The 22654-nt window shown below is 37.4% G+C and carries 21 protein-coding genes and 1 pseudogene; 8 read left to right on the top strand and 14 right to left on the bottom strand.

The features are described from left to right. Window positions 1-201 precede the first annotated feature (201 nt). Together CCE82_RS03180 and CCE82_RS03175 are read left to right on the top strand one after the other, a co-directional pair. Entirely contained in the window at window positions 202-1191 is a 990-nt protein-coding gene (locus tag CCE82_RS03180; RefSeq protein WP_086428238.1) for a YeiH family protein, read from the top strand. A 790-nt stretch (window positions 1192-1981) separates the two neighbouring features. Further along, window positions 1982-3112 carry a sugar diacid recognition domain-containing protein gene (locus CCE82_RS03175; RefSeq protein WP_086427985.1) on the top strand — a complete coding sequence of 377 codons (1131 nt, stop codon included), beginning with the start codon at window positions 1982-1984 and terminating at the stop codon, window positions 3110-3112. Between the two features lie 253 nt (window positions 3113-3365). On the opposite strand, the gene CCE82_RS03170 is transcribed toward CCE82_RS03175, so the two are convergent. From CCE82_RS03170 to CCE82_RS03160, 3 genes are all read right to left on the bottom strand, one after another. Beyond that, on the bottom strand, window positions 3366-3761 hold the full coding sequence (locus CCE82_RS03170) for a hypothetical protein (RefSeq protein WP_086427984.1): 396 nt from the start codon (window positions 3759-3761) through the stop codon (window positions 3366-3368). Between the two features lie 71 nt (window positions 3762-3832). Continuing rightward, on the bottom strand, window positions 3833-4990 hold the full coding sequence (locus CCE82_RS03165; RefSeq protein ID WP_086427983.1) for an FAD/NAD(P)-binding protein: 1158 nt from the start codon (window positions 4988-4990) through the stop codon (window positions 3833-3835). 220 nt (window positions 4991-5210) lie between these two features. Beyond that, the gene (locus tag CCE82_RS03160; protein ID WP_086427982.1) at window positions 5211-6095 is read right to left on the bottom strand and encodes an SDR family oxidoreductase; all 885 of its coding nucleotides are present in this window, start codon (window positions 6093-6095) and stop codon (window positions 5211-5213) included. A 390-nt stretch (window positions 6096-6485) separates the two neighbouring features. Between CCE82_RS03160 and CCE82_RS03155 the strand changes: the two genes are divergently transcribed. After that, window positions 6486-8003, top strand: coding sequence for a M4 family metallopeptidase (locus CCE82_RS03155; RefSeq protein ID WP_086427981.1), 1518 nt, complete (start codon window positions 6486-6488; stop codon window positions 8001-8003). A 223-nt stretch (window positions 8004-8226) separates the two neighbouring features. Here the strand turns inward: CCE82_RS03155 and CCE82_RS03150 are convergent. Together CCE82_RS03150 and CCE82_RS03145 are read right to left on the bottom strand one after the other, a co-directional pair. After that, window positions 8227-8553, bottom strand: a pseudogene (locus CCE82_RS03150) (aldehyde dehydrogenase family protein); the annotation flags it as partial. Window positions 8554-8610: 57 nt separating this feature from the next. Next, a complete protein-coding gene (locus tag CCE82_RS03145) occupies window positions 8611-9735 on the bottom strand; it encodes a hypothetical protein (RefSeq protein WP_086427980.1) in 1125 nt (374 codons plus the stop codon). Between the two features lie 190 nt (window positions 9736-9925). Here CCE82_RS03145 and CCE82_RS03140 point away from each other — a divergent pair, with 190 nt between their 5' ends. Further along, window positions 9926-10135, top strand: a complete 210-nt coding sequence (locus tag CCE82_RS03140; protein ID WP_086427979.1) for a hypothetical protein — start codon at window positions 9926-9928, stop codon at window positions 10133-10135. A 195-nt stretch (window positions 10136-10330) separates the two neighbouring features. Here CCE82_RS03140 and CCE82_RS03135 read toward each other — a convergent pair whose 3' ends face one another. Both CCE82_RS03135 and CCE82_RS03130 read right to left on the bottom strand, forming a co-directional pair. After that, the gene (locus CCE82_RS03135) at window positions 10331-11206 is read right to left on the bottom strand and encodes an alpha/beta fold hydrolase (protein WP_086427978.1); all 876 of its coding nucleotides are present in this window, start codon (window positions 11204-11206) and stop codon (window positions 10331-10333) included. 121 nt (window positions 11207-11327) lie between these two features. After that, complete coding sequence (locus CCE82_RS03130) at window positions 11328-12746, bottom strand: phosphate--AMP phosphotransferase (RefSeq protein ID WP_167370956.1); 1419 nt, start codon at window positions 12744-12746, stop codon at window positions 11328-11330. Window positions 12747-13168: 422 nt separating this feature from the next. On the opposite strand from CCE82_RS03130, the gene CCE82_RS03125 reads away from it, so the two are divergent. Both CCE82_RS03125 and CCE82_RS03120 read left to right on the top strand, forming a co-directional pair. Next, window positions 13169-13876, top strand: coding sequence for a transglycosylase SLT domain-containing protein (locus tag CCE82_RS03125; protein ID WP_086427976.1), 708 nt, complete (start codon window positions 13169-13171; stop codon window positions 13874-13876). A gap of 168 nt (window positions 13877-14044) precedes the next feature. Beyond that, window positions 14045-14602, top strand: a complete 558-nt coding sequence (locus tag CCE82_RS03120; RefSeq protein WP_086427975.1) for a M23 family metallopeptidase — start codon at window positions 14045-14047, stop codon at window positions 14600-14602. Window positions 14603-14943: 341 nt separating this feature from the next. On the opposite strand, the gene CCE82_RS03115 is transcribed toward CCE82_RS03120, so the two are convergent. After that, on the bottom strand, window positions 14944-15663 hold the full coding sequence (locus CCE82_RS03115) for a GTP pyrophosphokinase (protein WP_086427974.1): 720 nt from the start codon (window positions 15661-15663) through the stop codon (window positions 14944-14946). Window positions 15664-16002: 339 nt separating this feature from the next. After that, window positions 16003-16632 (bottom strand): nitroreductase family protein, encoded by a 630-nt coding sequence (locus tag CCE82_RS03110; protein WP_086427973.1) that lies wholly within the window; start codon window positions 16630-16632, stop codon window positions 16003-16005. A gap of 142 nt (window positions 16633-16774) precedes the next feature. Here CCE82_RS03110 and CCE82_RS03105 point away from each other — a divergent pair, with 142 nt between their 5' ends. Continuing rightward, window positions 16775-17224, top strand: a complete 450-nt coding sequence (locus CCE82_RS03105; protein ID WP_086427972.1) for a MarR family winged helix-turn-helix transcriptional regulator — start codon at window positions 16775-16777, stop codon at window positions 17222-17224. Between the two features lie 226 nt (window positions 17225-17450). On the opposite strand, the gene CCE82_RS03100 is transcribed toward CCE82_RS03105, so the two are convergent. The 5 genes from CCE82_RS03100 to cidR form a co-directional block, all read right to left on the bottom strand. Next, window positions 17451-18275, bottom strand: a complete 825-nt coding sequence (locus CCE82_RS03100) for a hypothetical protein (protein WP_086428237.1) — start codon at window positions 18273-18275, stop codon at window positions 17451-17453. 315 nt (window positions 18276-18590) lie between these two features. Continuing rightward, the gene (locus tag CCE82_RS13025) at window positions 18591-18767 is read right to left on the bottom strand and encodes a hypothetical protein (RefSeq protein WP_167370955.1); all 177 of its coding nucleotides are present in this window, start codon (window positions 18765-18767) and stop codon (window positions 18591-18593) included. A gap of 197 nt (window positions 18768-18964) precedes the next feature. Next, window positions 18965-19651 (bottom strand): LrgB family protein, encoded by a 687-nt coding sequence (locus tag CCE82_RS03095; protein ID WP_086427971.1) that lies wholly within the window; start codon window positions 19649-19651, stop codon window positions 18965-18967. Continuing rightward, window positions 19648-20040: a CidA/LrgA family protein gene (locus tag CCE82_RS03090; protein ID WP_086427970.1), complete on the bottom strand. Its 393-nt coding sequence runs from the start codon at window positions 20038-20040 to the stop codon at window positions 19648-19650. The genes CCE82_RS03095 and CCE82_RS03090 overlap by 4 nt, the downstream gene beginning before the upstream one ends. A 77-nt stretch (window positions 20041-20117) precedes the next feature. Beyond that, complete coding sequence (gene cidR / locus CCE82_RS03085) at window positions 20118-21047, bottom strand: cidABC operon transcriptional activator CidR (protein ID WP_086427969.1); 930 nt, start codon at window positions 21045-21047, stop codon at window positions 20118-20120. 157 nt (window positions 21048-21204) lie between these two features. Between cidR and CCE82_RS03080 the strand changes: the two genes are divergently transcribed. After that, window positions 21205-22434: an MFS transporter gene (locus CCE82_RS03080; RefSeq protein ID WP_086427968.1), complete on the top strand. Its 1230-nt coding sequence runs from the start codon at window positions 21205-21207 to the stop codon at window positions 22432-22434. Window positions 22435-22654: the final 220 nt, after the last annotated feature.

Genomic DNA, 22654 nt, shown 5'->3' with positions numbered 1-22654 from the left:
ACCGTTTTGATACGCCTATACTTGAGGACAAACGGGGTTGAAAGCACGATTAAGATAACTTCATTTTTTCATTCCGCCCTCTTTTTTCTTACTATTAACAATACGCGCGTCACGCAAATATCGTTATTTTTACATTGACGTCACGTATTTTGTCAGGTGCATCACATGTTGCTATGTCATTTCACGAAAGGATCGATTGCTATGTCAAAAGTTAAAGGATTACTCCTTACGCTTACTATCGCTATTATCGCTACAATCTTAGGTCACTTTTTTCCAATTGTAGGAAGTGCTATTTTTGCAATGCTCATTGGCATGATTTTGAATAATACAGTTTCCTTACCCCAATCATTCAAACCAGGCATTCAGTATAGTAGTAAAAAGATACTCCATTACAGCATTATTTTGCTCGGTTTTACACTCAGTTTTCAATCTATCGGGACAGTCGGGCTCAAGTCACTTCCTATACTCATTGTGACACTGCTTGTTGCATTTATCGTTGTCACATTATTAGTGAAGTTATTCAAGATTGATTTACATACGGGTATTTTAATCGGTGTTGGTACGTCTATTTGTGGAGGTTCAGCGATTGCCGCAACGAGTCCTGTCATTAAAGCGAAAGACAATATTATCGCTTTTAGTCTTTCGACGGTGTTTTTATTCAACTTAATCGCGGTCATCATTTTTCCACCGATTGGCCATTTCTTTCATATGAGTCAAGAAGCTTTTGGTTTTTTCAGTGGAACTGCGATTAATGATACATCGAGTGTCGTTGCAGCAAGTGCGCTATACGGTTCGAAAGCACTTGAAGTGGCAACCATTGTCAAATTAACACGTACACTCTTTATCATTCCAATCACGATAGGACTTGCGTTTTGGATGGCCAAGCGTCAACAAACGACATCAGACGGTGGACAGCGCCGAAAATATTTTGATATGATTCCAAACTTTATTATTTGGTTTATCGTAGCCTCACTCATCAGCACTGTTTTTAACTTTTCTGATGGCGTCATTGCGATTTTCAAACAAGCTGCACTCTTTTTCATTACGATTGCACTTGCGGGTGTAGGTTTATCAGTAAAATTCAGTCAATTTAAGCAAGCAGGCATTCGCCCGATATTGTTAGGCTTAATGACTTGGGCTGCTTTAATTGTGACAAGTTTAGTCATTTTAGCCATGATTGGTATGCTTTAAATACTTTCAAGGGAGAGACATACTGTGCAAAAGCACTATGAGTCCTCCCCCTTTTTTCAGTCACCCTTCTTCTTAAAAAACGTTGATTTGACGCCATTCTTCATTTTACAACCTCTCTTTTACACCCAAAAAATACCACACATTTTTACAAAACATTTTAAATAAGAAAATTTTCCCTTCCCTACTTTAAAATTTAATTCGTATTGTTATAATATAAAATAATGTAACTTTTCCCTCGTCATCATAACTAAAATACACAATTAATAATATATAACTTCTAAGATAATTAGATATAAATTTGCATAAGAAGTAAAATGTGCTTTATTATAAAAGAATAGATAACACTAAAAAAAGAAAGATTGAATTGCATCTTTACATTGTTATTCAGAGAAAACATTGTTCTAAAAAACTTAATGAAAAGATTTCGGTAAACTTATTACAATTAATTCTTTCTATGATATGATATATACATTTAATAAGACTCATGACAAAATTAAGCGTAATAGGACAAAAAAGTTATATTCTAAAATCTTTTCTGATTGTGATTTAGAAAATATCATGTCGTTTCAAAAATGTGATTCATCCTTCTCAACATCTCAGATAATTGACCATTTGTAACAAGCTTGGAAGTGGCGATATTCCGCCATTTATGAGACGATGCAATATAAAGTAGTATTGCTACAAATGCAACAGGCCGACTTACCTTCTTATGTACTTTTTCTAAACTCAACAAAGGGGACTGCTTTGCCTTTTGATTCAGAATACATATAAAAAATAGGAGCTGGAGTAAATGATAAAACAACATTGGGCTCAAAAAGTCGTAAAAAAAGCATCATCCATCATTAAAGCTGAAGTACTTATCGCCAATCGAGGTGGTCAAATCATCGCAACGTCTAACCCTAACCGTGTAGGCGAGGTGCATCAAGCGGCGCGTCACTCGATTGAACGTAACTTGCCCATTGATATTGAGATAGAAGATATGCCTTTTTGGAACGTGAGTCAACCTGGTATCATACTTCCTATCGAACTACATGGGAGGGTCCACGGTGCCCTTCTCGTCAGTGGTAACCCTGATGAAATACGAGCTTATTCACATTTATTAAAGCTCAATGCCGAGTTTATTGTTGAAGAGGAGTTAGAACACTACTCTCGTTTTCAAGAAACTTTGTCACGTACACAGATGTTGGCACATATTTTATTTAATCCTGACGTTTACTTTCAAAATTACCAACGTAAAAGTTTGATTGATCGTTTAGGCTTGAATGATGAATTTACAGTTGCCTTGATTTCTATGCAAAGTTCTAGCAAATCTAAAACCGCAGCCTTACGTGACGCCTTAGAAGCATTGAGATTACCTGGGGATGATATTGTTGAAATTTCGCCACAAGAATATATTTATATCGTCAAAGCAAACCCTAATCGCGGTAAATCTCATGAAGAATTAATTGATGGTTTTGATAAAAATGTACAAAATGAAGTGTTTGACCGTACATTAATTACACTTGGCTCATTTACGACTGGCATCAAAGGCTTAGTACAGTCCTATCACGAGGCACGCTCATTGCAGTCCCTATTGCATGATTTAAAAATTCAAGAAGGGTTACACACTTATAAATCACATGAGCTTGCAACAATTTGTAATAACATTAAAAAGTTCACACCAGAAAACGAAACGACATTGGTCGCAAATTATAAAAAGTTGCTACATTTGGGTGAGGATAAATATTTAGGTGAAACGATTGAAGCCTATTTTAGAAACCATGGAAAATTAGTGAAAACAGCAAATGATTTGTTTATCCATCGTAATACATTGAATTATCGTATTAAGAAAATCCACGAAATTACAGGTTGGGATCCGAATACAATTGATGGCATTGTGTTATTAAGAATCGCACAATTGCTTTATGAAGGCTCGGAATAGAAGACCACATGATAATATTTGAAACATAAAAAGAGGATGACTGAACCGAAAATAGCTTAATTAACGCTTATTTTCAGCTCAGTCACCCTTATTTTTTGTATACCATTCATCCTCATTTTCCAACTGCTTTAAAGTCATTAATGAATCATCAACCTCTGAATGGATTGAGGCTTAAAATTTTCAATGTCCAACCCCTTTTCACTCAGTTTTTTGGCAACTCAAAGAATGACAAAAACGTGTTCAATCCAAACAATTATTGCTCGATTTTATACAAATTAGGATGCATTCCGATACTTGGGAAATCAAATCCAATCGTATACACTGTTGCTACTTCACCTTCACGAATCTCTTTTTGCTTTGCCTGACTATCCCATTTCCCATGCAATAAAATATCACTATTTTCTATCTTAATCGTACGATCGCCTTGTTTCAGCTCAATAAATTGTGTCGTACCTGTCGTCATGCCATGATCTTCTCTATATTTTTCAACCACAATTCCTTTATAAGTGTGACGATTGAGCTCTGGAATGACTGTTCCCATACCGATGAACAATACCAACAAGATGAGACCTATGATGAATAGGATACGCATCATACGATTACTTATTTTCGGATACTTTGGGGATGTCTTATCTTTAGATTTTTTCATAGTCATCGCTCCTATCACTCGCATTATATAGGATTTACGATGAATTTCATAGCATCGTTTGTAAAATAGGCTTACACTGCGTTCTGATATGAAGCTGTACTTTCAGTGTACGCTTGGCCGATACGTAACGCCGCTTGACGTCCACCCATAATGTTGCGTGCAAATGGACCTAACGCTAAGTCAGCGAGCATCCCTGAAACATATAAACGCGGGACCCACTCGAGTTGTGTGGTGATTTTCGGATAACCTGCGACGAGTTGTGCTTCAGGTAATCGTAACACGTCTTGGATAAGTGGCTGCGTCATGAGGTCAAGGACAAAACCTGTCGCTAAATAAATGCCATCATAAGCCACACGTGTATCACCTGCAACGATACAATGATCTTCAAGTTTGTCGATAGGTGTGTGGTGTACAACGAGGCGCCCTGCTTTTTCGTAATTTTTCAAGGTCATGTACATATCTCTTGGCATTGACCCTTTATGGCGCTCTTGTTTGTTGACATGTATTCTTTCAGATAATGGCATTGCTTCAAAAGGTTTCATATTTTTCGGTCCTAACCATGCAGGGTCGGCATCGAAATGGTGGATATCAAAATCTTTTTTCATCCATAAATGAACCGTTTGCTGTGGGTTCTCTTTTAATAATTTAATAGCAAGGTGACCTGCTGAAATACCACTTCCTACGACATGTGAAGCTTTCATTGTTGTATCGAGTTCACGACTATGAATATGTTGCACGTGCGGTTGACCTTGAAATGCAGGCGGAATATTTGGGGTATGATGTGTCCCCATGGCTAAAACGACGTGCGCTGTTCGAACTTTTTGTTGATTATCTAACGTAATTTCCCAATGTTCAAGACAACGACATAAGCGCACTGCCTTTTGACAAATGTGACACGTGTCTAATTGATAATAACGTATCCAACGTCGCGTGTGATCGAAAAACATATCTAATCTCGGTCGTTGATACGGACCAATCATGGCTTGTGAATAGCCTTCCTGTTTAGCAAATTTTTTCAAATCAAATGGTTCAGGATGACAATGATGCACTAACGGTGAACGTAAATAAGGCATCCCGATACGCTGTGTCTGTCTATCAAATTGATCTAATAAATTGGCATGTGGATCAATCATTCTGAGTCGCTCCACTGGTAATCCAAGTTGTCGAAGTTGTAATGCAATCGTGGTCGCATGGACACCACCACCGATAATAACCCAATCGTATGTCATAAAATTCACTCTTTCTAAATAGTAATGATTACGATTTATAATAAAGGACTTTCCCTTCTGAATCAACAATTTTTGAAAAGGAATTGTGAAGTTATCGTTAACCACGTCACGTTGGAAAATATCAATCATAGACAGTACTGTTCAATTATCCATAAAAAAAAGAGCTAAGACACCCTTTTTAATGGACGTCCTAACTCTTTAAAGCTAAGCGACAATTCATTTAATTGATCGGTGCACCACCAGTAATACCATAAACTTGACCTGTAATGTAACTTGCATTATCAGAAGCAAGCAATACATACACATCCGCAAGCTCAACCGGTTGACCTGCACGTTGTAACGGTTGATTTTGACCAAATTCAGGAATGCTTTCTTGTGGCTGACCACCTGAAATTTGTAATGCTGTCCAAATCGGTCCAGGTGCGACAGCATTGATACGAATACCTTTAGGTCCTAATTGTGCTGCAAGACTTTTCGTTAATGAAATGTTACATGATTTGGTCATCGCATAATCCACTAAATGTGCACTCGGTTTAACACCTTGGATCGATGACGTCAAGATAATGCTCGCTCCTGGTTCAAAGTATTCTAAAGCTTGTTGAATAGAATACACTGTTGAGAATACATTCACTTCAAACGTATCTGTTAATTGTTCAGCAGATAATTTTTCAATTTCATGTTCGAATTGTTGCATTCCCGCATTTAAGACGAGGATGTCTAAACCATTCAGTTGTTCATGCGCGTCTTTCACCATTTGTTTTGCATAATTTGAATCTCGTAAATCACCTGGTAACAATATGGCTTTTTGTCCTGCCTTTTCGATGACTGCCTTCACTTCATCTGCATCAGCTTGTTCGTCAGGATGATAAGCGATTGCGACATCCGCGCCTTCTTTCGCATAAGCGATTGCCGCTGCTCTACCAATACCTGAGTCTCCACCTGTCACTAACGCTTTTTTGCCTACTAATTTATGCGCACCTACATAAGTTTCTTCACCACAATCAGGGACCGGCGTCATTTGATTTTGCAAACCTGGATATGCTTGATATTGCTTCGGATAATCTTCATTGTAAAAGCGGTTTGTCGGATTTTTTTGAGTCATCATAAAACTCCTTTTCAATAGTTTACTTTTAAAATTCCCGCTCTCACTCATTAGGAAACATTATTTTTAACTACAATCCAAAAGCCTCGTACACCTTAAATTTTATTATCAAATTTCTTTTAAAACCTAAAACTAGAACTAAATACAATTTAATTTTTCCTTTTTTATCAACTTTTATCTGTGAAAAAAATTTATTTAACGCCCTATTTTTAAACAAAATTGTTTTTAATTGCAAAAATTAACGAAAAGGCATGCACTAACTGTCGAAAATGCTGCCTAAAAATCAAAAAAATTACAATTAGGAATAAAATGACAACACTTAGGCAAAAACGTGCCTCGCAATTTATAAATTTATTAAAATTTAATTATACTAAAAGTTAAGGAGTTGTTTAAATGTATAATTTGTCAAAAAAAGTTTTATTCGGTACTTTATGTTTTTCAGTTTTATCTCTATCCCCAGCCGCTTACGCAAAAACTTCAACGGATCAACCTCTAGACCAAGATTTTAAAACGATTGTCAAACAAAAAGCAGATGCAAACAAAGCCTTGAAAGAATTACCAACTGAAGTGAAAGAAAATTATAAAGACTATGAAGTAGTAGATGAAAAAAATGATGATTTGGGTTACACCCACTACACGCTTCAACCTGTTGTCGATGGTGTGTATGCTAAAGATCAAGAAGTGAAAGTCCATGTCGACAAAGACGGTCAAGTCGTTCTCATCAACGGTGCTGTCAAAGCTGAAAAAGTTGACCCATCAAACAGTGTGAGCATTTCTAAAGAAGATGCGCTTTCAACTGCCTTCAAAGCAGTAGATATGAAACAATCTGAAGCGAAAAACTTAGATGAAGATGTCGTTAAAGTGAACGAGGTCGAAATCGATGGTGACGAAAACAAATATGTGTATCATCTTGAATTAGTAACGATGAAACCAGATGTATCACACTGGGATCTTAAAATTGACGCTGAAACAGGAAAAGTTCTTGAAAAAACTGACTTAGTTGCACATGCAGCAGCTACAGGTACAGGTCGTGGCGTACTTGGTGATACAAAACGAATTAACATTAATAGCATTGATGGTGGTTATTCTTTAGAAGATGTAACTGGTTCTGCAACAATGGCAGCTTATAACCTTAATCCTGCGACAGGTTCTGCAAACTTAATTACGGATCCTGACACGAACTTTACAGATGATGACCAAAGAGCTGGTGTAGATGCAAACTATTACGCTAAAAAAGTATATGACTACTACTTATCAAAATTTAATCGCCATTCTTATGACGACAGAGATAGCAATATCATGTCAGTTGTTCATGTGAATAACTTCCAAGGTGAAGACAACCGTAACAACGCCGCTTGGATTGGTGACAAAATGATTTACGGTGATGGTGATGGCTCAACATTCACAGCTTTATCAGGTGCAGACGATGTTGTTGCCCATGAAATTACACACGGTGTAACACAACATACAGCTGGACTCGTATACCGTGGCCAACCGGGTGCCTTAAACGAAAGTATGTCAGACACGTTTGCATACTTTATGGATCCAGGCGATACATTAATTGGTGAAGATGTATATACACCAGGACGTTCAGGTGACGCGTTACGTAGCATGTCAAACCCAGAACAATTTAACCAACCTGGACATATGAGAGACTATGTCAATACATCAAGTGACCATGGCGGAGTACATACGAACTCAGGTATTCCGAATAAAGCCGCTTACCTTACTGTTCAAAAGATAGGTCAAAATCAAGCTGAACAAATTTATTATCGTGCTTTAACAGAATATTTAACTTCTACTTCAAACTTTGCAGATGCGAAAGCGTCATTAACTCGTGCAGCAATGGACTTATATGGTCAAGAAGTAGCTAGCCAAGTACAAAGCGCTTGGGAAGAAGTCGGCGTTTAATCACTCGACACTTAACTAACAGATTTTATTTGATACATGACTTGTCCTTCCATTTCCCAAGGCAGCTTTTCAACGAGACAATACTTCATTGGATTGTTACATAATAGAATTGTTGATAGCTTGCTTAGGAGTTTTGGACAAACATGCCAACCTTACCCTCAAAACCCTTAAACAATAGAGGGCTGTGACATTTCAACTGAAATGTCACAGCCCTCTTCCCATATTATGATAATTGCATGTAAACAATATGCGTACGTAGATATTCTTCTAAACCATGCTTACCGTCAGCCCCACCGATGCCAGAGTGTTTTACCCCAGCATGAAAACCTTGCATCGCTTCAAAGTTTTCACGGTTAATATACGTTTCACCAAATTCAAGACGTTCTACTGCTTTAAATGCCGTTTGTAAATCTTTCGTATACACAGAAGACGTTAATCCGTATTTCGTATCGTTCGCTTTTGCAATGACTTCATCAAATGTTTTGAACGTAATTAATGGTAAAACTGGACCGAAAATTTCTTCCTGTACAATTTCCATGTCATTCGTACATTGCTTAAAAGGGGATGAGATATAGAAAATTTTTATGTCCATCTCCTTACTTCCTTTTCATCTTCTAGTTTGTTGAATCCATGTCCTGACAGTCATAAAATTTTGCCAATCCATCTCACTGAACAACAGAACGCCATATTTTTCTAACTGTTGTTGTACAGCTTCGCGAATAGACTTCTCCATATAATGTAATACGCCAGGATAATAGCGCTCATAAAATTGAAAATCACATTGTTGAACTAATGTCTCTGCTTCTACTGGAATATGCTGGACTAACTTTTCAGCTTGTGCTCTCCCGCCATATTTCAAAATATAGAGCGCTAAAAAATCCAATCGCTGATCCGTCCCCCAAGAGATATGCGTCGGTTGAACTTGATTGGCATAGGTACCTAATCCAAGTCGGCCTCGCTCGTTTTCGATATCAATGAGCATACGTTGTTGTGCACCAATATAAGGTTGCGATGTTCTCACTGCATCACACGCTTGTTCAAGCATATGTGGCCAACGTTGACACGCAATTTTCGTATGACCTACTGCCGTCAATCCTAGTGAATGCGGCATGTTAATCATCCCTGCAATCGCCTGTTCCGCATCTATTTTTGTCATGTTTACCGTCAAAGGATTGAGTTGTAAGCCAGTCACCATATAAGTCGTATTGAAAAAGTCTTTGTACAAAATACTCCCTATCATATAGTAGTCCGACGTAATGAGGGGAAAGTGTGTATCCATCACATTGGTTTTGACTATCCGACTTTGCCATTCATCAAACATGTCATACATATACGCAGATTCTTGACCAAAATCTAACGATACATAATTCACATCACCAGGTGTCAGTGCTAATGCGGATAAATTGTACACATCCCCATTGAAATTGAGTGTTTTGACATCTTGTCGCATCATTTTGTTGATATTCCAAAAGAGCATGCGCGTTTTACACACGAGCTGAGCTCCCGTTCGCTTTTCAATCTGCTGCTTCGTTCGTTGAGATACTTTCCATTCCATTTCAATGGTGTCATAATACTGACCACATAGCGCTGCCAATGCTTCCGCTACCAAATCATCGCGCACTTCGATAGGATCTGCCATTTCAAATCGAATCGTCCCTTTATGCATCTCATCATAATAAACCGCTTCAATCCAACCTTGTTGATGTCGAATCGCTTCGAACGTCACTTTCACATCATGCGCCTCCTTATATTCCCCTTTCCTTTTATCGTAACGTAATGATGTTAATTTGATGTAAAGCTGAGTCGTATTGACTAGCTGTGTCTCATGCTAAAGTTGGAGAGGCTGTTGTTGCTGTAGACGCATGTCACACAATAGCAATTCATGTATGATTAAATTATCATGCTAAAAGGAGGTCTCTACAATGCGTGTACTGTTACGTGCTGCCATTGCAATAGGTGTTATACTTTTTGCCGCACACTATTTACAAGATAGCGAAAACTTAGCAGCTATCGAAAATTACAAAAATGATTTTGTTCAGTCTTCTTTCGTGCAAGACTTTTTAAATAGTCAGCCCGTTCAAAAAATAGAGCATTTTGAATTTGAAGATTTATTACCTTCTGATTTCTTTTAATTGATAGTATTCAAAAATTTGCTTTCCTGAGCTCGCGTTGCTTAATGCCATGGAAAACAAACTTAGCTAGCAATAGTCAAATGCAATATTTTAATTATTCAATGAAGCTAAAATTTCAATATTTTTAATCATAGAAAAGACTGGGAAACTTTGATGGTTCCCCAGCCTTTTTCTATTTTTCGCGTCTTGTTTTCATCATTCTGCCAACAGTTGATTAATATGGTGTGTCATACTTCCTTGCTCAGCGACACTTGAATCATCAAGGACACGTAAAAAGTCGAGATGACCCACATCAGGATAGATAATCGATTTGACATCTGCACCTAATGACTCGAACTTTTCATGTGTAATTTTGGAGTCTTTGTTCGGAAAGATGACGTCATCTTCACCAAGTAAAAAGAGCACTTTCGGCATTTCTTTAATTTGATCAATATCTGCTAAATAATCCGCGCGTAACGTATACATCAAATCCGTAATCATCGTTTCCATTGGCGCAAAATATCGTGAAAAGTTAAAGCCTTCTTTTTGCTTTTTAGAAACGCCTTGAGACAATACGAATTCAGGAATGCTGTTGATCATTTGATTTTGTTCGCCAGGTTTGACGTCTTTCATAATTTCATAAAGTAATTTAGAAAAACGCAACTCTTTATAATCAATTTTGGCGGCACTATTTAAATAGATTAAATGTTTAATCGGCAGCGTATTATAACCTGCAAGTTTTGTCGCAATTAAACCACCCATCGAATAGCCTATCATCGACACTTCTGAAATATTAGAAGCCTCTACAATATTGACGAGTGCTTCGTTAATGCGAATTGCATACTCAGAAAGGTCATGGTCTTGTCTATCGATGCCAGTACTCTTTCCACGTCCAGGACAATTAATAAAAATCAGTTTGACATCATGAATATATTTCGCAAAAATCGTCATAATTTTATAATTCATAATCGCACCATGGAGGAGCACAACAGCTTTATCTGTCTCTTCTGCACCCATAATGGCGACTTCCAATTCTGCATTGCTTGACTGTGATAATTTCATAATATTGGTTTCATAATTAGCTAGTGACATATTTTCCCTCTATCTCAGTTCTATTCTATTCTTTAACGCATGTGCGATTTGGTGTTGGTGATATGCCTATATATTATAGTAGAAAACCATCACAATGAAAAAGGGCTTGAGTCTGATTTTCTTAATATTGTTGCACACCCCAAAGCTTTTCTTCACATTTTTGAATGATGTACTTCAATACTTCAATACGTGCTGTCTTTTTATGGTCAGCCGCCACGACAAGCCATGGTGCTTCGGCTGTATCGGTCTTTTGAATCATGTCGTAACTCGCCTCAAGATATTGATCCCATTTATCACGGTTACGCCAATCTTCATCCGTAATTTTCCACTGTTTATCCGCATCTGTCTCGCGCGCTTTAAATCGTTTCAACTGCTCATCTTTATCTAAAGAAAGGAAGAATTTCAAAATAATGGCACCATCATCGGTCCACATCTTTTCAAACGCATTGATTTCATCATATGCTCTAGACCACTCTTTTTCAGTCGCAAATCCTTCCACTCGTTCCACTAACACACGACCATACCAACTGCGGTCAAAAATACCGATATGACCACTTTTCGGCATTGTTTTCGCAAAACGCCATAAATAATGATGATTTAATTCCACATCTGTCGGTGCACTTACCGCATTCACTTCATAGCCTGTGGGGTCTAACAACTCACGAACGCGCTTAATGTTGCCACCTTTACCTGCCGCGTCCATACCTTCGTATACTAACACCAGCGGAATTTTTCTTTCATATAAGGCAAATTGGAGTTCTCGCATCCGTTTTTGTAATGCGGTCAATTTCTCTTTATAGGCCTCTTTCGAAATTTTAGTTTGTGTGTTATCAAATAAATCTGTCTTAAATGTATTTGAAAAGTGACCGTCTCGATGTGTGTCACGTTGCTGATGTTGTGAAATCGCGTGCGTCAAACGTTCGTGAATATGCGTATACATTCGGATGAGTGCTTTTTCACGTTCATCATAATCAATCACTTCCCAAGAATCATCAAGTAAAGGTTGCATATATTCTAAATATGTATCCGGTGCAACGACTTGTTCGTATTCTTGTGCTTTCCAACTTGTTAACGGATTGGCTTTCATTTGCGTGATATGTTCTTGGCGCTTGTCTTCATTAATCTGAATAAAAAACTTAATCATTTCATGGTGGTCATTCTCTAACATCGTTTCAAAGTCATCTATTTCAGTTTTTAAAACTTGTGGATTTTTAAACAATGGATATTTAATTTGATGTACTTGATAGTCCACATAATGTGAATACCAACTTCTAAAATAAATGTTAATGTGACCTTTTTCCGGTAAAGTTCCCCAAAAACGCTGTAAAAATGGATATCTTAAATCATAGTCCGATGGTGTTTTTGTCGCAATAAACTTTGTATACTTTGCATCTAAATTGAGCAATAGTTCATTCGTTAACCTTGTTTTACCTGAAGCAGGCACCCCTTCAAAAATAATAATCATCGGTATCCCAAGTGCGTGTGTTTGTCTCGTTAATCTCGCAATTTCTAAACGTAAAGTATCCAGTTTTTTCATCATTCTCACCTCATTACTCTTATTATATAAAAGTCGATTTTAAATGAGCAATGGTATACCCCTTTTTACCTCTTTTTTGGATTGACAAATCGAATTCCCCTTCAATATGACCCCATATTTTCATTACAATTCAACTTTGTTCTGTAATATTTGTAATATATGTCAATTTTTATTTATTCATAAAACATTCCAATAAACCTTATCAAAACCGCCTTTTTCAGCATTATAAATTTCAAACGACTTTTTAGAAAAATGACAGGAGTGTTACAAAACCACAAATTGAAAAGCGATTGTAATGTTTTGTTATTTACGCGTAATTTACAAAAGGCCATTTCATTGGTAGAGTGTGGTTGTTGAATTTTTTACTACGCAAACTTTTGAAAATGAAAATATAAAAACTTACTTTACTGGAGGACTTTATTACTATGAAAAAATCATTACTCTTAACTACTACACTTGCAGCAACAATCGGAACAGCAGGATTCGCAGCAAGCGCACACGATGCAAATGCAGCAGAACAAGGGATTGATCAAGTAAAATTAGCAGAAATGGCTCAACATAACGATCCATCATTAAACCAACACCCAATTGAAGAAGGTTCATACGAATACAACTTCACTTTAGACGGTGTATCATATAACTTCTGGTCAGACGGTGTACAATTCGGTTGGTCATACAATGGTTTTGGTCAAGCAACACAAGACCATTCATCAGTTGCACAACCATCACAAATGGCTGATATGAGCGCACAAGCTTCACAACAATCATACAGCAATGGTCCATCAATGACACAACAAACAACTGGTCAAGCACCACAAAAACAAGCAGCACCATCTTACAAAACACAATCAACTTCAACTGGTTCAGTTAGATTAGCAAATGGTAACACTGCTGGTAGCTATGGTTCAAGAGCTGCTCAAGATATGGCAGCACGTACTGGTGTTCCAGCTTCAACATGGGAAGCAATTATCGCACGTGAATCAAATGGGCAATTAAATGCACAAAATCCTTCAGGCGCATCTGGTTTATTCCAAACAATGCCTGGTTGGGGTCCAACAAACACTTATGAGCAACAAGTTGCTGCAGCTGCAAAAGCATACAAAGCACAAGGTTTATCTGCTTGGGGTATGTAAGCCTAACTTATAGATAAAAAGAACTTGAAGTGTTCGAAACACTTCAAGTTCTTTTTTTATTTTCTATACCTTTATCATCCGCTATGCGTGTGTTGTCGTAAACAAAATCGTTGCACTGACTGACGATGACCTATACAATAGGAACAATCTAAAAAACAAGGTGAGCTTATGAAGCAATGGCTTTTTTCTATTCTCTTTTTAGGTGTTGTCGTCGGTATTGCTATCACAGTGTTAACGCATTACGATTCGATTCAGCGCCAAACGTCGAATTGGTACCACACTTCTACTAGTAATTGGCTTCATCAAGATCGGAAAACACATGGCTTTGGCACATACAACCACAATTTATCTTTCGATGGTGACAATCGCCATTACGGCAATGATTACCGTTTACCCGAAAATACACCGGTCCTTGCACCAACAAAAGGAACTGTGACACGCACTTTTAAAAATCGACTCGGCGGTAATGTATTAGAAATACGCGAAGATAATGGACAATACTTTCAATGGTTTATGCATCTCAATGAATTCAAAGTGAAGGCTGGAGATACCGTATCCCCTGGCGATGTCGTTGCGTTGTCTGGAAATACGGGTGAACAAACGACAGGACCACATCTTCATTTTCAACGGATGAACGGTGGCATCGGAAATCGTTTCGCTGAAGATCCTGATGACTTTATTGACCAACTGCCTGATCAACAGCGGAGTCTTTATAAACTGAGTTAATATGATCCATCGATTTTTAAATAAAATTAAAAACAGACGCTTTGAGAAATGATGTCTCTTTGCGCCTGTTTTTTTATAATGTTACAAGTTTTCCCATTCTATCCATTGAAATGAAAAATAAAAATATAAGACAATATGAGCGAGATGGGTTTAACGTTTTCAAATATGCTGTCCGAGTATGGATTAGAAATGCTTTCAAGTATATCCTTTTCCACCATGTCACATTGACGCAATCAATACTATACATACACTGACTATCGTTTGGACTCTCAAACTGCCTATTCAATGCCCTAGTAAGCATAGCACGATTCAAGTCATTATCCCAAATACATCTATCTCCATTAACAAGTTCCTAGCTTTTCCCTGCCACGCTGAATACTCAAATGAATTCGTTGCATTTTCTGTTCTACGTCACCAATTTCTAACGCACATTCTTTCAAAGTATCACAATACACTTCTGAATCACCCCGTTGATTTTTATAATGCAACTTGTGCTCTAAACTTGCCCACATGTCCATGCCAATTGTGCGTAACTGGATTTCGACAGGTGTGTCAATCATGCCATCTGTAAGAAAAATCGGCACAGAAATGACGATATGTAAACTTCTATAACCATTTTTCTTTGGATTTTCAACATAATCTTTACGCGTTAATAACTGAATATCCGTTTGTTTCAATAATAATTGTTCGACTGTGTAAATGTCATCAATGTAGTTACAAACCACTCGAATTCCGGCGATATCCATAATATTTTCTCTTGCTGCTTCTGCGGTTAACGGATATCCTTTTCGTTTCAATTTTTGCAATAAGCTCGGAATCTCTTTGACGCGACGTTCCATATGGTGAATTGGGTTGTGTGCGTATTTAATTTGAAAATCTTCATCTAAAATACGTAACTTTGTACTAATTTCTTCTAAAGCAGCACGATATAAATGTTCTAGTTCGATAAATGCGACAATTTCTTCAATACTTCCAATATCCTTCAAATCACTGTTCATATATTTGGCAATTTCTTGTCTTAAGCGCTCTTCATTAAAAGGTGTGTTTTTATCTACGAACATTTCTTTCACCTCAACATAACTGTATTTAAAATCTAAGTCCTAAATGCTATGTTATCTTTCATCATCATATCAGGTTAGTTAGGTCTTTACTACTTTTCCTTAAAGATAATGTAAAGGCTAAAATTTATACAAAAACTTGTCTTTAAATATTAGTATTTTTCGATAAAATCACGATTTTTCATTATTTTAATGTGCATAAGTTGTTGTGCGTTCGCCTAAAAAATATTGCCTCTTTGATGAAGGATGTGTGAGATATGTCACTTTGAACGATACTTTGCGCATAAAAAAATACAGCTGAATGGCTATCACTCAACTGTATGTCTACACGCATCATTAAAATTAACGATATTGCACAATTCTTTCTACGTCTAGACGAGATGTTGGTCGACCTTCTTCAGCTGCTTTACCGATTGCGATAATCATCACTGGAACATAGCGTTCAGGATCTAAACCAAGACCTTCAGCGATTTCCTCACGATTGAAACCACCGATTGGATTTGTTTCATAACCATGTTCACGTGCAACGAGCATGAATTGCATTGCCGCTAAGCTACTATCAACTTTAACAATATCGTTCATAGATTGTTGATCTAGGCCTTCATACATTGCAACAAATCTACCTACTAATTCGTCTTTTACTTCTTGTGGCATATAACCTTTTTCAACTGCTGCACCGTAAATTTCTTCAGCATGTTCATAGTTCAACATGTCACCAAAGATAACAACCATTGCCGCAGAGGTATCATTTTGACGGCTATTGAATTGTACGAGTGGACGTAATGTATCTTTACCTTCTTCAGTATCCACAACAACAAAACGCCATGGTTGCATATTAATTGATGAAGGCGCTAATGTTGCTTTTCTAATCATTTCATTCATTTCTTCACGTGGAATTTTTACATCTGTATCAAATAACTTTACAGAACGACGGCCTGTAAGTATTGTTTCAAAGTTTTGATTGTGTGCCATAAAAGTCACCTTTCCTCTTATTAATGTAAACATCGCATTAAATAAAGCGCGATTCAATTATATTTTATACATAGTTTTGAATCAAGAAAAAAGTATGTATAATAGTAGTAACTATTGTTAAAAAGTATTGGGGGTCTTCAACATGACAAATCATCCAAAAGCACTTCATGACGAATTATGTTTCTTATTTTATGTTGCGTCTAAAGAAGTCATCAAAAAGTATAGTGCTTGTTTAAAAGAATACGAACTCACATATACAGGCTATATTACACTGATTTCAATTGGTGACCATGAAGTCGTCAACATAAAACGTCTCGGCGATCGCATTTATCTTAATTCTGGCACTTTGACACCGCTAACGAAAAAATTAGTGGCACAAGGCTTGATAAAAAAAGTGAGAAAGCCCGAAGATGAACGCAATTTGAACATCTCATTAACAGACAAAGGACGCGAATTGAAACAACAACTCAGTCATCTGAACGAAGAAGTACATGCCTCACTTTCATTGGAAGAGGCCGATATGACAGAATTAGTCGGAATCTTACAACGATTTCTTGAAAACAACTTTCCTTCACACCCTGTAACAGTTTAATTTTACAGCTGCATCACCATGATGTTGACGACGGGACAATGCTCTATAGATCTAAATATCGCTACCTCCCCAATATCATTGCAGTTATTTCATTGAACGATATTGTTTATAATAGCGCAAATCTCCATTGATAGTCGGACTCATGGAGTAGAATGACTTTACTTCACACATTTCTACTCCTCCGATGTCGTTGTCGCTTCTCACACCTTATTTCCAACCAACTTTATTATTTAAATTGCTGCCAATACTGACGAAATAGATAAGAGACAAATCGATGCATCGGTGCTTGTGTCACACGATATACGCGCCATGGCAGTCGTGGTACAAAGTCGTGCAATGCAATTAAACAGGTCGTCGTATCCCCTTCTAAGCGTCTAAACTCCATGCGAGCTGTACGTCCACTTTGTTGTGCAAGCCATCCTCCAGTAATATTCAAAATCACGCGTTGTGATAAGTCGCTGTTCGGATGATGACGCATTTGAATGAGCGGAATTTTAAACGGCACGAGCACAATTGTAAACTGCTGCCCATCATAAATCCCATTCACGAGACGTCCATTTAATGTTTTTAAAAATCTGCCATACATCGCAGTGACCGCTTCCATCGAGACATTTTGCGGAATATCCAATGCTTGAATCGAACGTACAGTTTGACGCTCCTCGCTCCACTGATAAAGGACGCGACGTTGCGGAAACCATTTCGTCGTTTTAAGTGGATGATGAACCACTTCTATTTGAAAAGCAGCCATCGTTTGTTCGAGTATCGGTTGCAAATGTGATTGCCAAACGATACATTGTTTAATATTTGCCTGTTTCATCGCAACACCTAAATTATCATATATCAATCGCTGCAATTGCATTGAATGGCTTTGTGTGAGCTTCGTATTAGAAAATAATGGTACCCCAATCACTACCACAAGTGCAATATCTTTTAATGCTTCCACCGTATTTGAAAGGTCAAACAAGTCTATCTCACGTGTTTGTGCGACTGTCGTTTGTCTCATCGTCGGTGGCGTTTGCACGAATACATCATGTCCTTCAGCAACGAGCATTTCCACATAATTATGCGTATAAGGATGACCATCAGTAATCACTAAAATATTCACTACGTACTTCACTCTCTCATCTGTTCTCATTTTCTAGTATTATACCACTTCTTATCTGACATACACCGAAATAACATGGATTCTCAATAAAAATTAACATTCGACATTCTTTGTCAACAAACTGTCCTTTTCCACTGCTAAATGAGCATATGTTTAAATGTATATGTAAAAAAGACAAATGTCTAAAAATGCGAATGCACTTTCACACATTTGTCTTTGAACTGTATGATTCACATGACGTTTTACCATAAAATGAAATGTTTAATTTTGACTGAAAATAAACATCATCATGATCGTCAATGTTGTCAATACTGCGCCAATGATGACCCATGTATTTGGGTTGATTTTGCCCTTTTGCCCCGTCTGACGAAAAGCACGAATGGCCATAATCCAAGCAATGACGGTCAGCACTGTCAAAATGATTAAAATTGTATACACCTTAAGCACCTCCCGCGTTCAATCATGAATAACTTCATATTATCATAGAATGAATCATAGAAAAATATAAAGCCCGCGTGACACAAAAATGTCGAATACTAAAATTTCGAGGTTGAGGCATCGCGATAGTATTCTTTTCAATCCAAACAAAAAACCACCACGGCATGAATAGGGGTTGGCCATGATGGTTTTGAATATTAATAGAACAACATCAATAATATTGGAAGCATAACAGAACTCATAACGGCTGATAATATCATACCGATTGAACTAAATGCGCCTGACTCTAAATCCATTTCCAAAGCACGCGCGGTTCCAAATGCATGAGAGGAATTACCAAATGTCATGCCTCGTGCGATGGAAGATTGAAATTTTGTCATACGTACAAGGGATGCACCCATCATACTTCCTAATAAGCCCGTAGCGATAATAAACAGGATGGTAATGGTATCCTCGCCGCCGAGCTGATGTGACACTTGAATGCCGACCGCCGCTGTAATTGAACGGGGTAACAATGTCACAATATCTTCGCGTCCATAGCCAAGTAATTTTAAAGAAAAATAAATTAGGGAGAAATTTAAAATTACGGCTGTAAGTACACTAACGAAGATTGTTTTGAAATACTTTACAATCTTATGCCGGTTTAAGTACAGCGGGAAAGCTAAACACACTACTGTGGAACTCAATAGCTGATTAATCCATTGCCCTCCCACCATATAGCCGTGATAGTCGATATTAAAAAGTAATAATATCGCAATAACGCCGATAGATGTCATCAAAGCGGGGTTGAGAATAGGTGATTTAAACTTAACATATATTTTTTTGGACAACATAAACATCACGACTGTCAGAACAATCATCGCAATACCTTGTAAGATAATCATGATTGATTTTGTCCTTTTTGAAAGATACGACCTGTCACCATTTTTTCAGCCACTAATCCAGAAGTATATGCGACGAGTACCGTACCTACAGCAACTAATGTAAAAAATATAATAAAGTTAATGTTAATTTCTGAGACGACATCCATCAATCCTATCACGGAAGGAACGAAGAAGAACACCATCGTCGCGAGTAGAAAATTGGCACCTTCTTTAATCCATTCCACTTTAATAATCTTGAATTGAAGCAAAATGAAAAACAAGAACAACCCAATAATACTACCAGCTAGGGGGATGTTGAAAAATTGCTGGATTTGATTACCTAACATCGTAATCCCATATATGATGAATAATTGTGTTACAGTTTTCAATAGCCGTTTCATCTTTGCCATTTCAATCATCCTTTCTTCGTTCGAATGATTCTATTGTAACGGGTAATCAATCATTATAAAAATATTGGTTTTTCATGTTAATCATTACTTTTATCTATGGAACTGCTTTCAGGAACTTTGGTTAACGGTAAATGGATATTCAGATAATCTAAAAATGTTTGTGTCGCATGATTTAAATAGACGTCCTTACGCCAAATCACCCCCATCGTCCAATCCACTGTACTGTCCTCAATCGACAACACACGAATTTCCGGATTGCGACTAATGATACGTACGATGTTATTCGGCAAAATACTGATGCCCATTTTCGCGGTAATCAAATGTTCGATAAATTGCCATTGGGAAATTTTAGAAACGATATGCGGTACGAAGCCTGCTTGGCGTGTGAGCGCAATGATTTTGTCATTAATATAAAAGTCTTCATTAAACATAATAAAATCTTCATCTTTTAACGCTTTAAATGCCACCGTTTGTTGTTGTGCCAGTGGATGGGTATGATGCATGACGACTTTGAACTCCTCTGAATACAATGGAAATGAATCAAACAATTTACCATCAACAGGTAAAGAGGTCAGTCCGAGGTGAATTTCATTGTTGCGCACTTGATTTTCAATTGTTTTGCCTCCATTTTCGTCTAAATTAAAAACAACATTTGGATACTGTTGGTGAAACTGTGCGAGTACTTGTACTAAACGTTCCATATCCATCAACGCAGAAATACCGATAGAAATATAACCTTTCTCAAGACCGAGCAAACTACTGATCTCATTCGGCAAGCTTTCGTATAATTTTAGTATTTCAACGGCTTTATGGTAAAACACTTCCCCCACATCCGTCAGCAACAATTGGCGGCGTGTACGATCAAATAGCGGTTGACCAATCTCAGACTCGAGCTCTTTAATCGCTTTACTAATCGTCGGTTGTGCAATATACAACGTCTCAGCGGCACGGGTCATTCCACCTTGACGTACAATTTCTATAAAATACTTCATCTGTTTAATATCCAACTGTCACCCTCCATTCTTTCTCTTCATTATAGCGTAGTGTCTCTTACAAATTGTATCGTGCACAGTCCATTCATACAAATTTTGACATACTTACACATTAAGGGTAATATAATACTAATTTTACATATTTTTTATCTTATAAAATGGAGATATGCCTATGACTTTACCTAAAAATGTGAAGCTTCGTTTATTGATGTTGTTTATTCAAAATGCGTCTGTGAACGCCGTGTTCCCCTTTATGGCCTTACTATTAACACACTATTTAGGCGGTAAAAAAGCAGGTATGATGCTTATCATTGGGATTTTATTAAAATTTAGTGGCTCCATTATCGGTGGTTATTTAAGTGATCATTTACCATTTAAGAAATATGTCATTGCTTGTTTGACGTTAATGAGTGCACTGCTTTTCTTAGGTATGGGGGCCGTATTAGCACAGATAGAAGGGTCGCAGTCGTTTCAACTGTTGTTTCTAATTTTCTTAGGCTGTTATCTTCTCAATGAGCTCTTTACCGCTTTAGCCAAACCCATGTATAATGCTTTAGCTTTAGACAGTATTGACGAGACTCATCGACAACGCTACGCCCGCTTCAAATACTGGATTTCAAACACTTCTACGGCTTTGGGGATGCTGATGGGGGGATTATTTTATAGTTCATTCAAAGTAAGTTTGTTTGTGCTCATTTTTATTTGTTTATCCGTGAATGTGTTGATTCTCTATTTTGGTGTACAGGAAACACGACGCACGATGGGTCATCCATCAGCAAGTCGCTTTGTAGCGATGTTTCAACGTTATCAAGTGGCCTATCGGAATCGTCCATTTGTGTTGTTACTGATTAGTAGCATGCTCATATTAAGTGCGGAAATGTCGCTCTCTTCCTATGTCGCGGTCCGTTTAGAACATCAATTCAAAACGATTCAGTTGTTTGACTTTCCGATTGATGGCGTACGTATGTTTTCAATATTGTTATTAATCAATACGTTGACGATTATTAGTCTCAGTTTTGCGATTTTACATTACTTTAAACGTTTCAAAGTCGCGACCATTTTAAATATCGGCTTCCTCTTTTTTGCTGGGGGCTATACGGTCGTCATGAGTAATAATCATGCACTCGTCCTCGTCCTCTTTATGTTAATGGCAACGATTGGCGAAATATTGTTCACGCCAACTGTGGAAGCAGAAAAAATACGTTTTATTCCTGCTGATACACGTGGAGCACATTCTGCATTAGACAGTTGGGTGCCGATTGGTGCAGAACTTGTATCTCGGCTATTTTTAATTATCGGTACCGTACTCACGCCTTTAATGATGTCTGGAGTCGTTTTAGCAACGGTCGTATTGGGGTTTGTCTTGTTACTCGCAACCGTCAAACGTTATGAGGCGGTTTAAAAAGCTGAGACATAAAAATTTTTGATGCTATTGATGTAGTATTTTGTTTAACTTGCCCTATTCTTAAGATTTATGTTTTTGGATTGCCCCTATGGCTTCCCTTTCTTACTGTTTTGCAAGTGTTTTTTTAAGTATTTTGGCATCACTGAACTACACCTAGCTAATTTTAAAAATTTTTTCTAGGTGTTATACTAAATATGTAGGAAAATGATGAGTTGTT

The organism is Staphylococcus cornubiensis, assembly GCF_900183575.1.
GTDB classification, from domain to species: Bacteria; Bacillota; Bacilli; order Staphylococcales; family Staphylococcaceae; genus Staphylococcus; species Staphylococcus cornubiensis.
Note: the sequence above shows the minus strand (reverse complement) of the source record. Positions and strands in the feature narration are given on the sequence as shown.

Excerpts from the sequence above, each read along its gene's own strand:
- CCE82_RS03180 (WP_086428238.1), top strand. The coding sequence starts at position 202 with ATGTCAAAAGTTAAAGGATTACTCCTTACGCTTACTATCGCTATTATC.
- CCE82_RS03175 (WP_086427985.1), top strand. The coding sequence starts at position 1,982 with ATGATAAAACAACATTGGGCTCAAAAAGTCGTAAAAAAAGCATCATCC.
- CCE82_RS03170 (WP_086427984.1), bottom strand. The coding sequence starts at position 3,761 with ATGAAAAAATCTAAAGATAAGACATCCCCAAAGTATCCGAAAATAAGT.
- CCE82_RS03165 (WP_086427983.1), bottom strand. The coding sequence starts at position 4,990 with ATGACATACGATTGGGTTATTATCGGTGGTGGTGTCCATGCGACCACG.
- CCE82_RS03160 (WP_086427982.1), bottom strand. The coding sequence starts at position 6,095 with ATGATGACTCAAAAAAATCCGACAAACCGCTTTTACAATGAAGATTAT.
- CCE82_RS03155 (WP_086427981.1), top strand. The coding sequence starts at position 6,486 with ATGTATAATTTGTCAAAAAAAGTTTTATTCGGTACTTTATGTTTTTCA.
- CCE82_RS03140 (WP_086427979.1), top strand. The coding sequence starts at position 9,926 with ATGCGTGTACTGTTACGTGCTGCCATTGCAATAGGTGTTATACTTTTT.
- CCE82_RS03135 (WP_086427978.1), bottom strand. The coding sequence starts at position 11,206 with ATGTCACTAGCTAATTATGAAACCAATATTATGAAATTATCACAGTCA.
- CCE82_RS03130 (WP_167370956.1), bottom strand. The coding sequence starts at position 12,746 with ATGATGAAAAAACTGGATACTTTACGTTTAGAAATTGCGAGATTAACG.
- CCE82_RS03125 (WP_086427976.1), top strand. The coding sequence starts at position 13,169 with ATGAAAAAATCATTACTCTTAACTACTACACTTGCAGCAACAATCGGA.
- CCE82_RS03120 (WP_086427975.1), top strand. The coding sequence starts at position 14,045 with ATGAAGCAATGGCTTTTTTCTATTCTCTTTTTAGGTGTTGTCGTCGGT.
- CCE82_RS03115 (WP_086427974.1), bottom strand. The coding sequence starts at position 15,663 with ATGTTCGTAGATAAAAACACACCTTTTAATGAAGAGCGCTTAAGACAA.
- CCE82_RS03110 (WP_086427973.1), bottom strand. The coding sequence starts at position 16,632 with ATGGCACACAATCAAAACTTTGAAACAATACTTACAGGCCGTCGTTCT.
- CCE82_RS03105 (WP_086427972.1), top strand. The coding sequence starts at position 16,775 with ATGACAAATCATCCAAAAGCACTTCATGACGAATTATGTTTCTTATTT.
- CCE82_RS03100 (WP_086428237.1), bottom strand. The coding sequence starts at position 18,275 with ATGCTCGTTGCTGAAGGACATGATGTATTCGTGCAAACGCCACCGACG.
- CCE82_RS03095 (WP_086427971.1), bottom strand. The coding sequence starts at position 19,651 with ATGATTATCTTACAAGGTATTGCGATGATTGTTCTGACAGTCGTGATG.
- CCE82_RS03090 (WP_086427970.1), bottom strand. The coding sequence starts at position 20,040 with ATGGCAAAGATGAAACGGCTATTGAAAACTGTAACACAATTATTCATC.
- CCE82_RS03080 (WP_086427968.1), top strand. The coding sequence starts at position 21,205 with ATGACTTTACCTAAAAATGTGAAGCTTCGTTTATTGATGTTGTTTATT.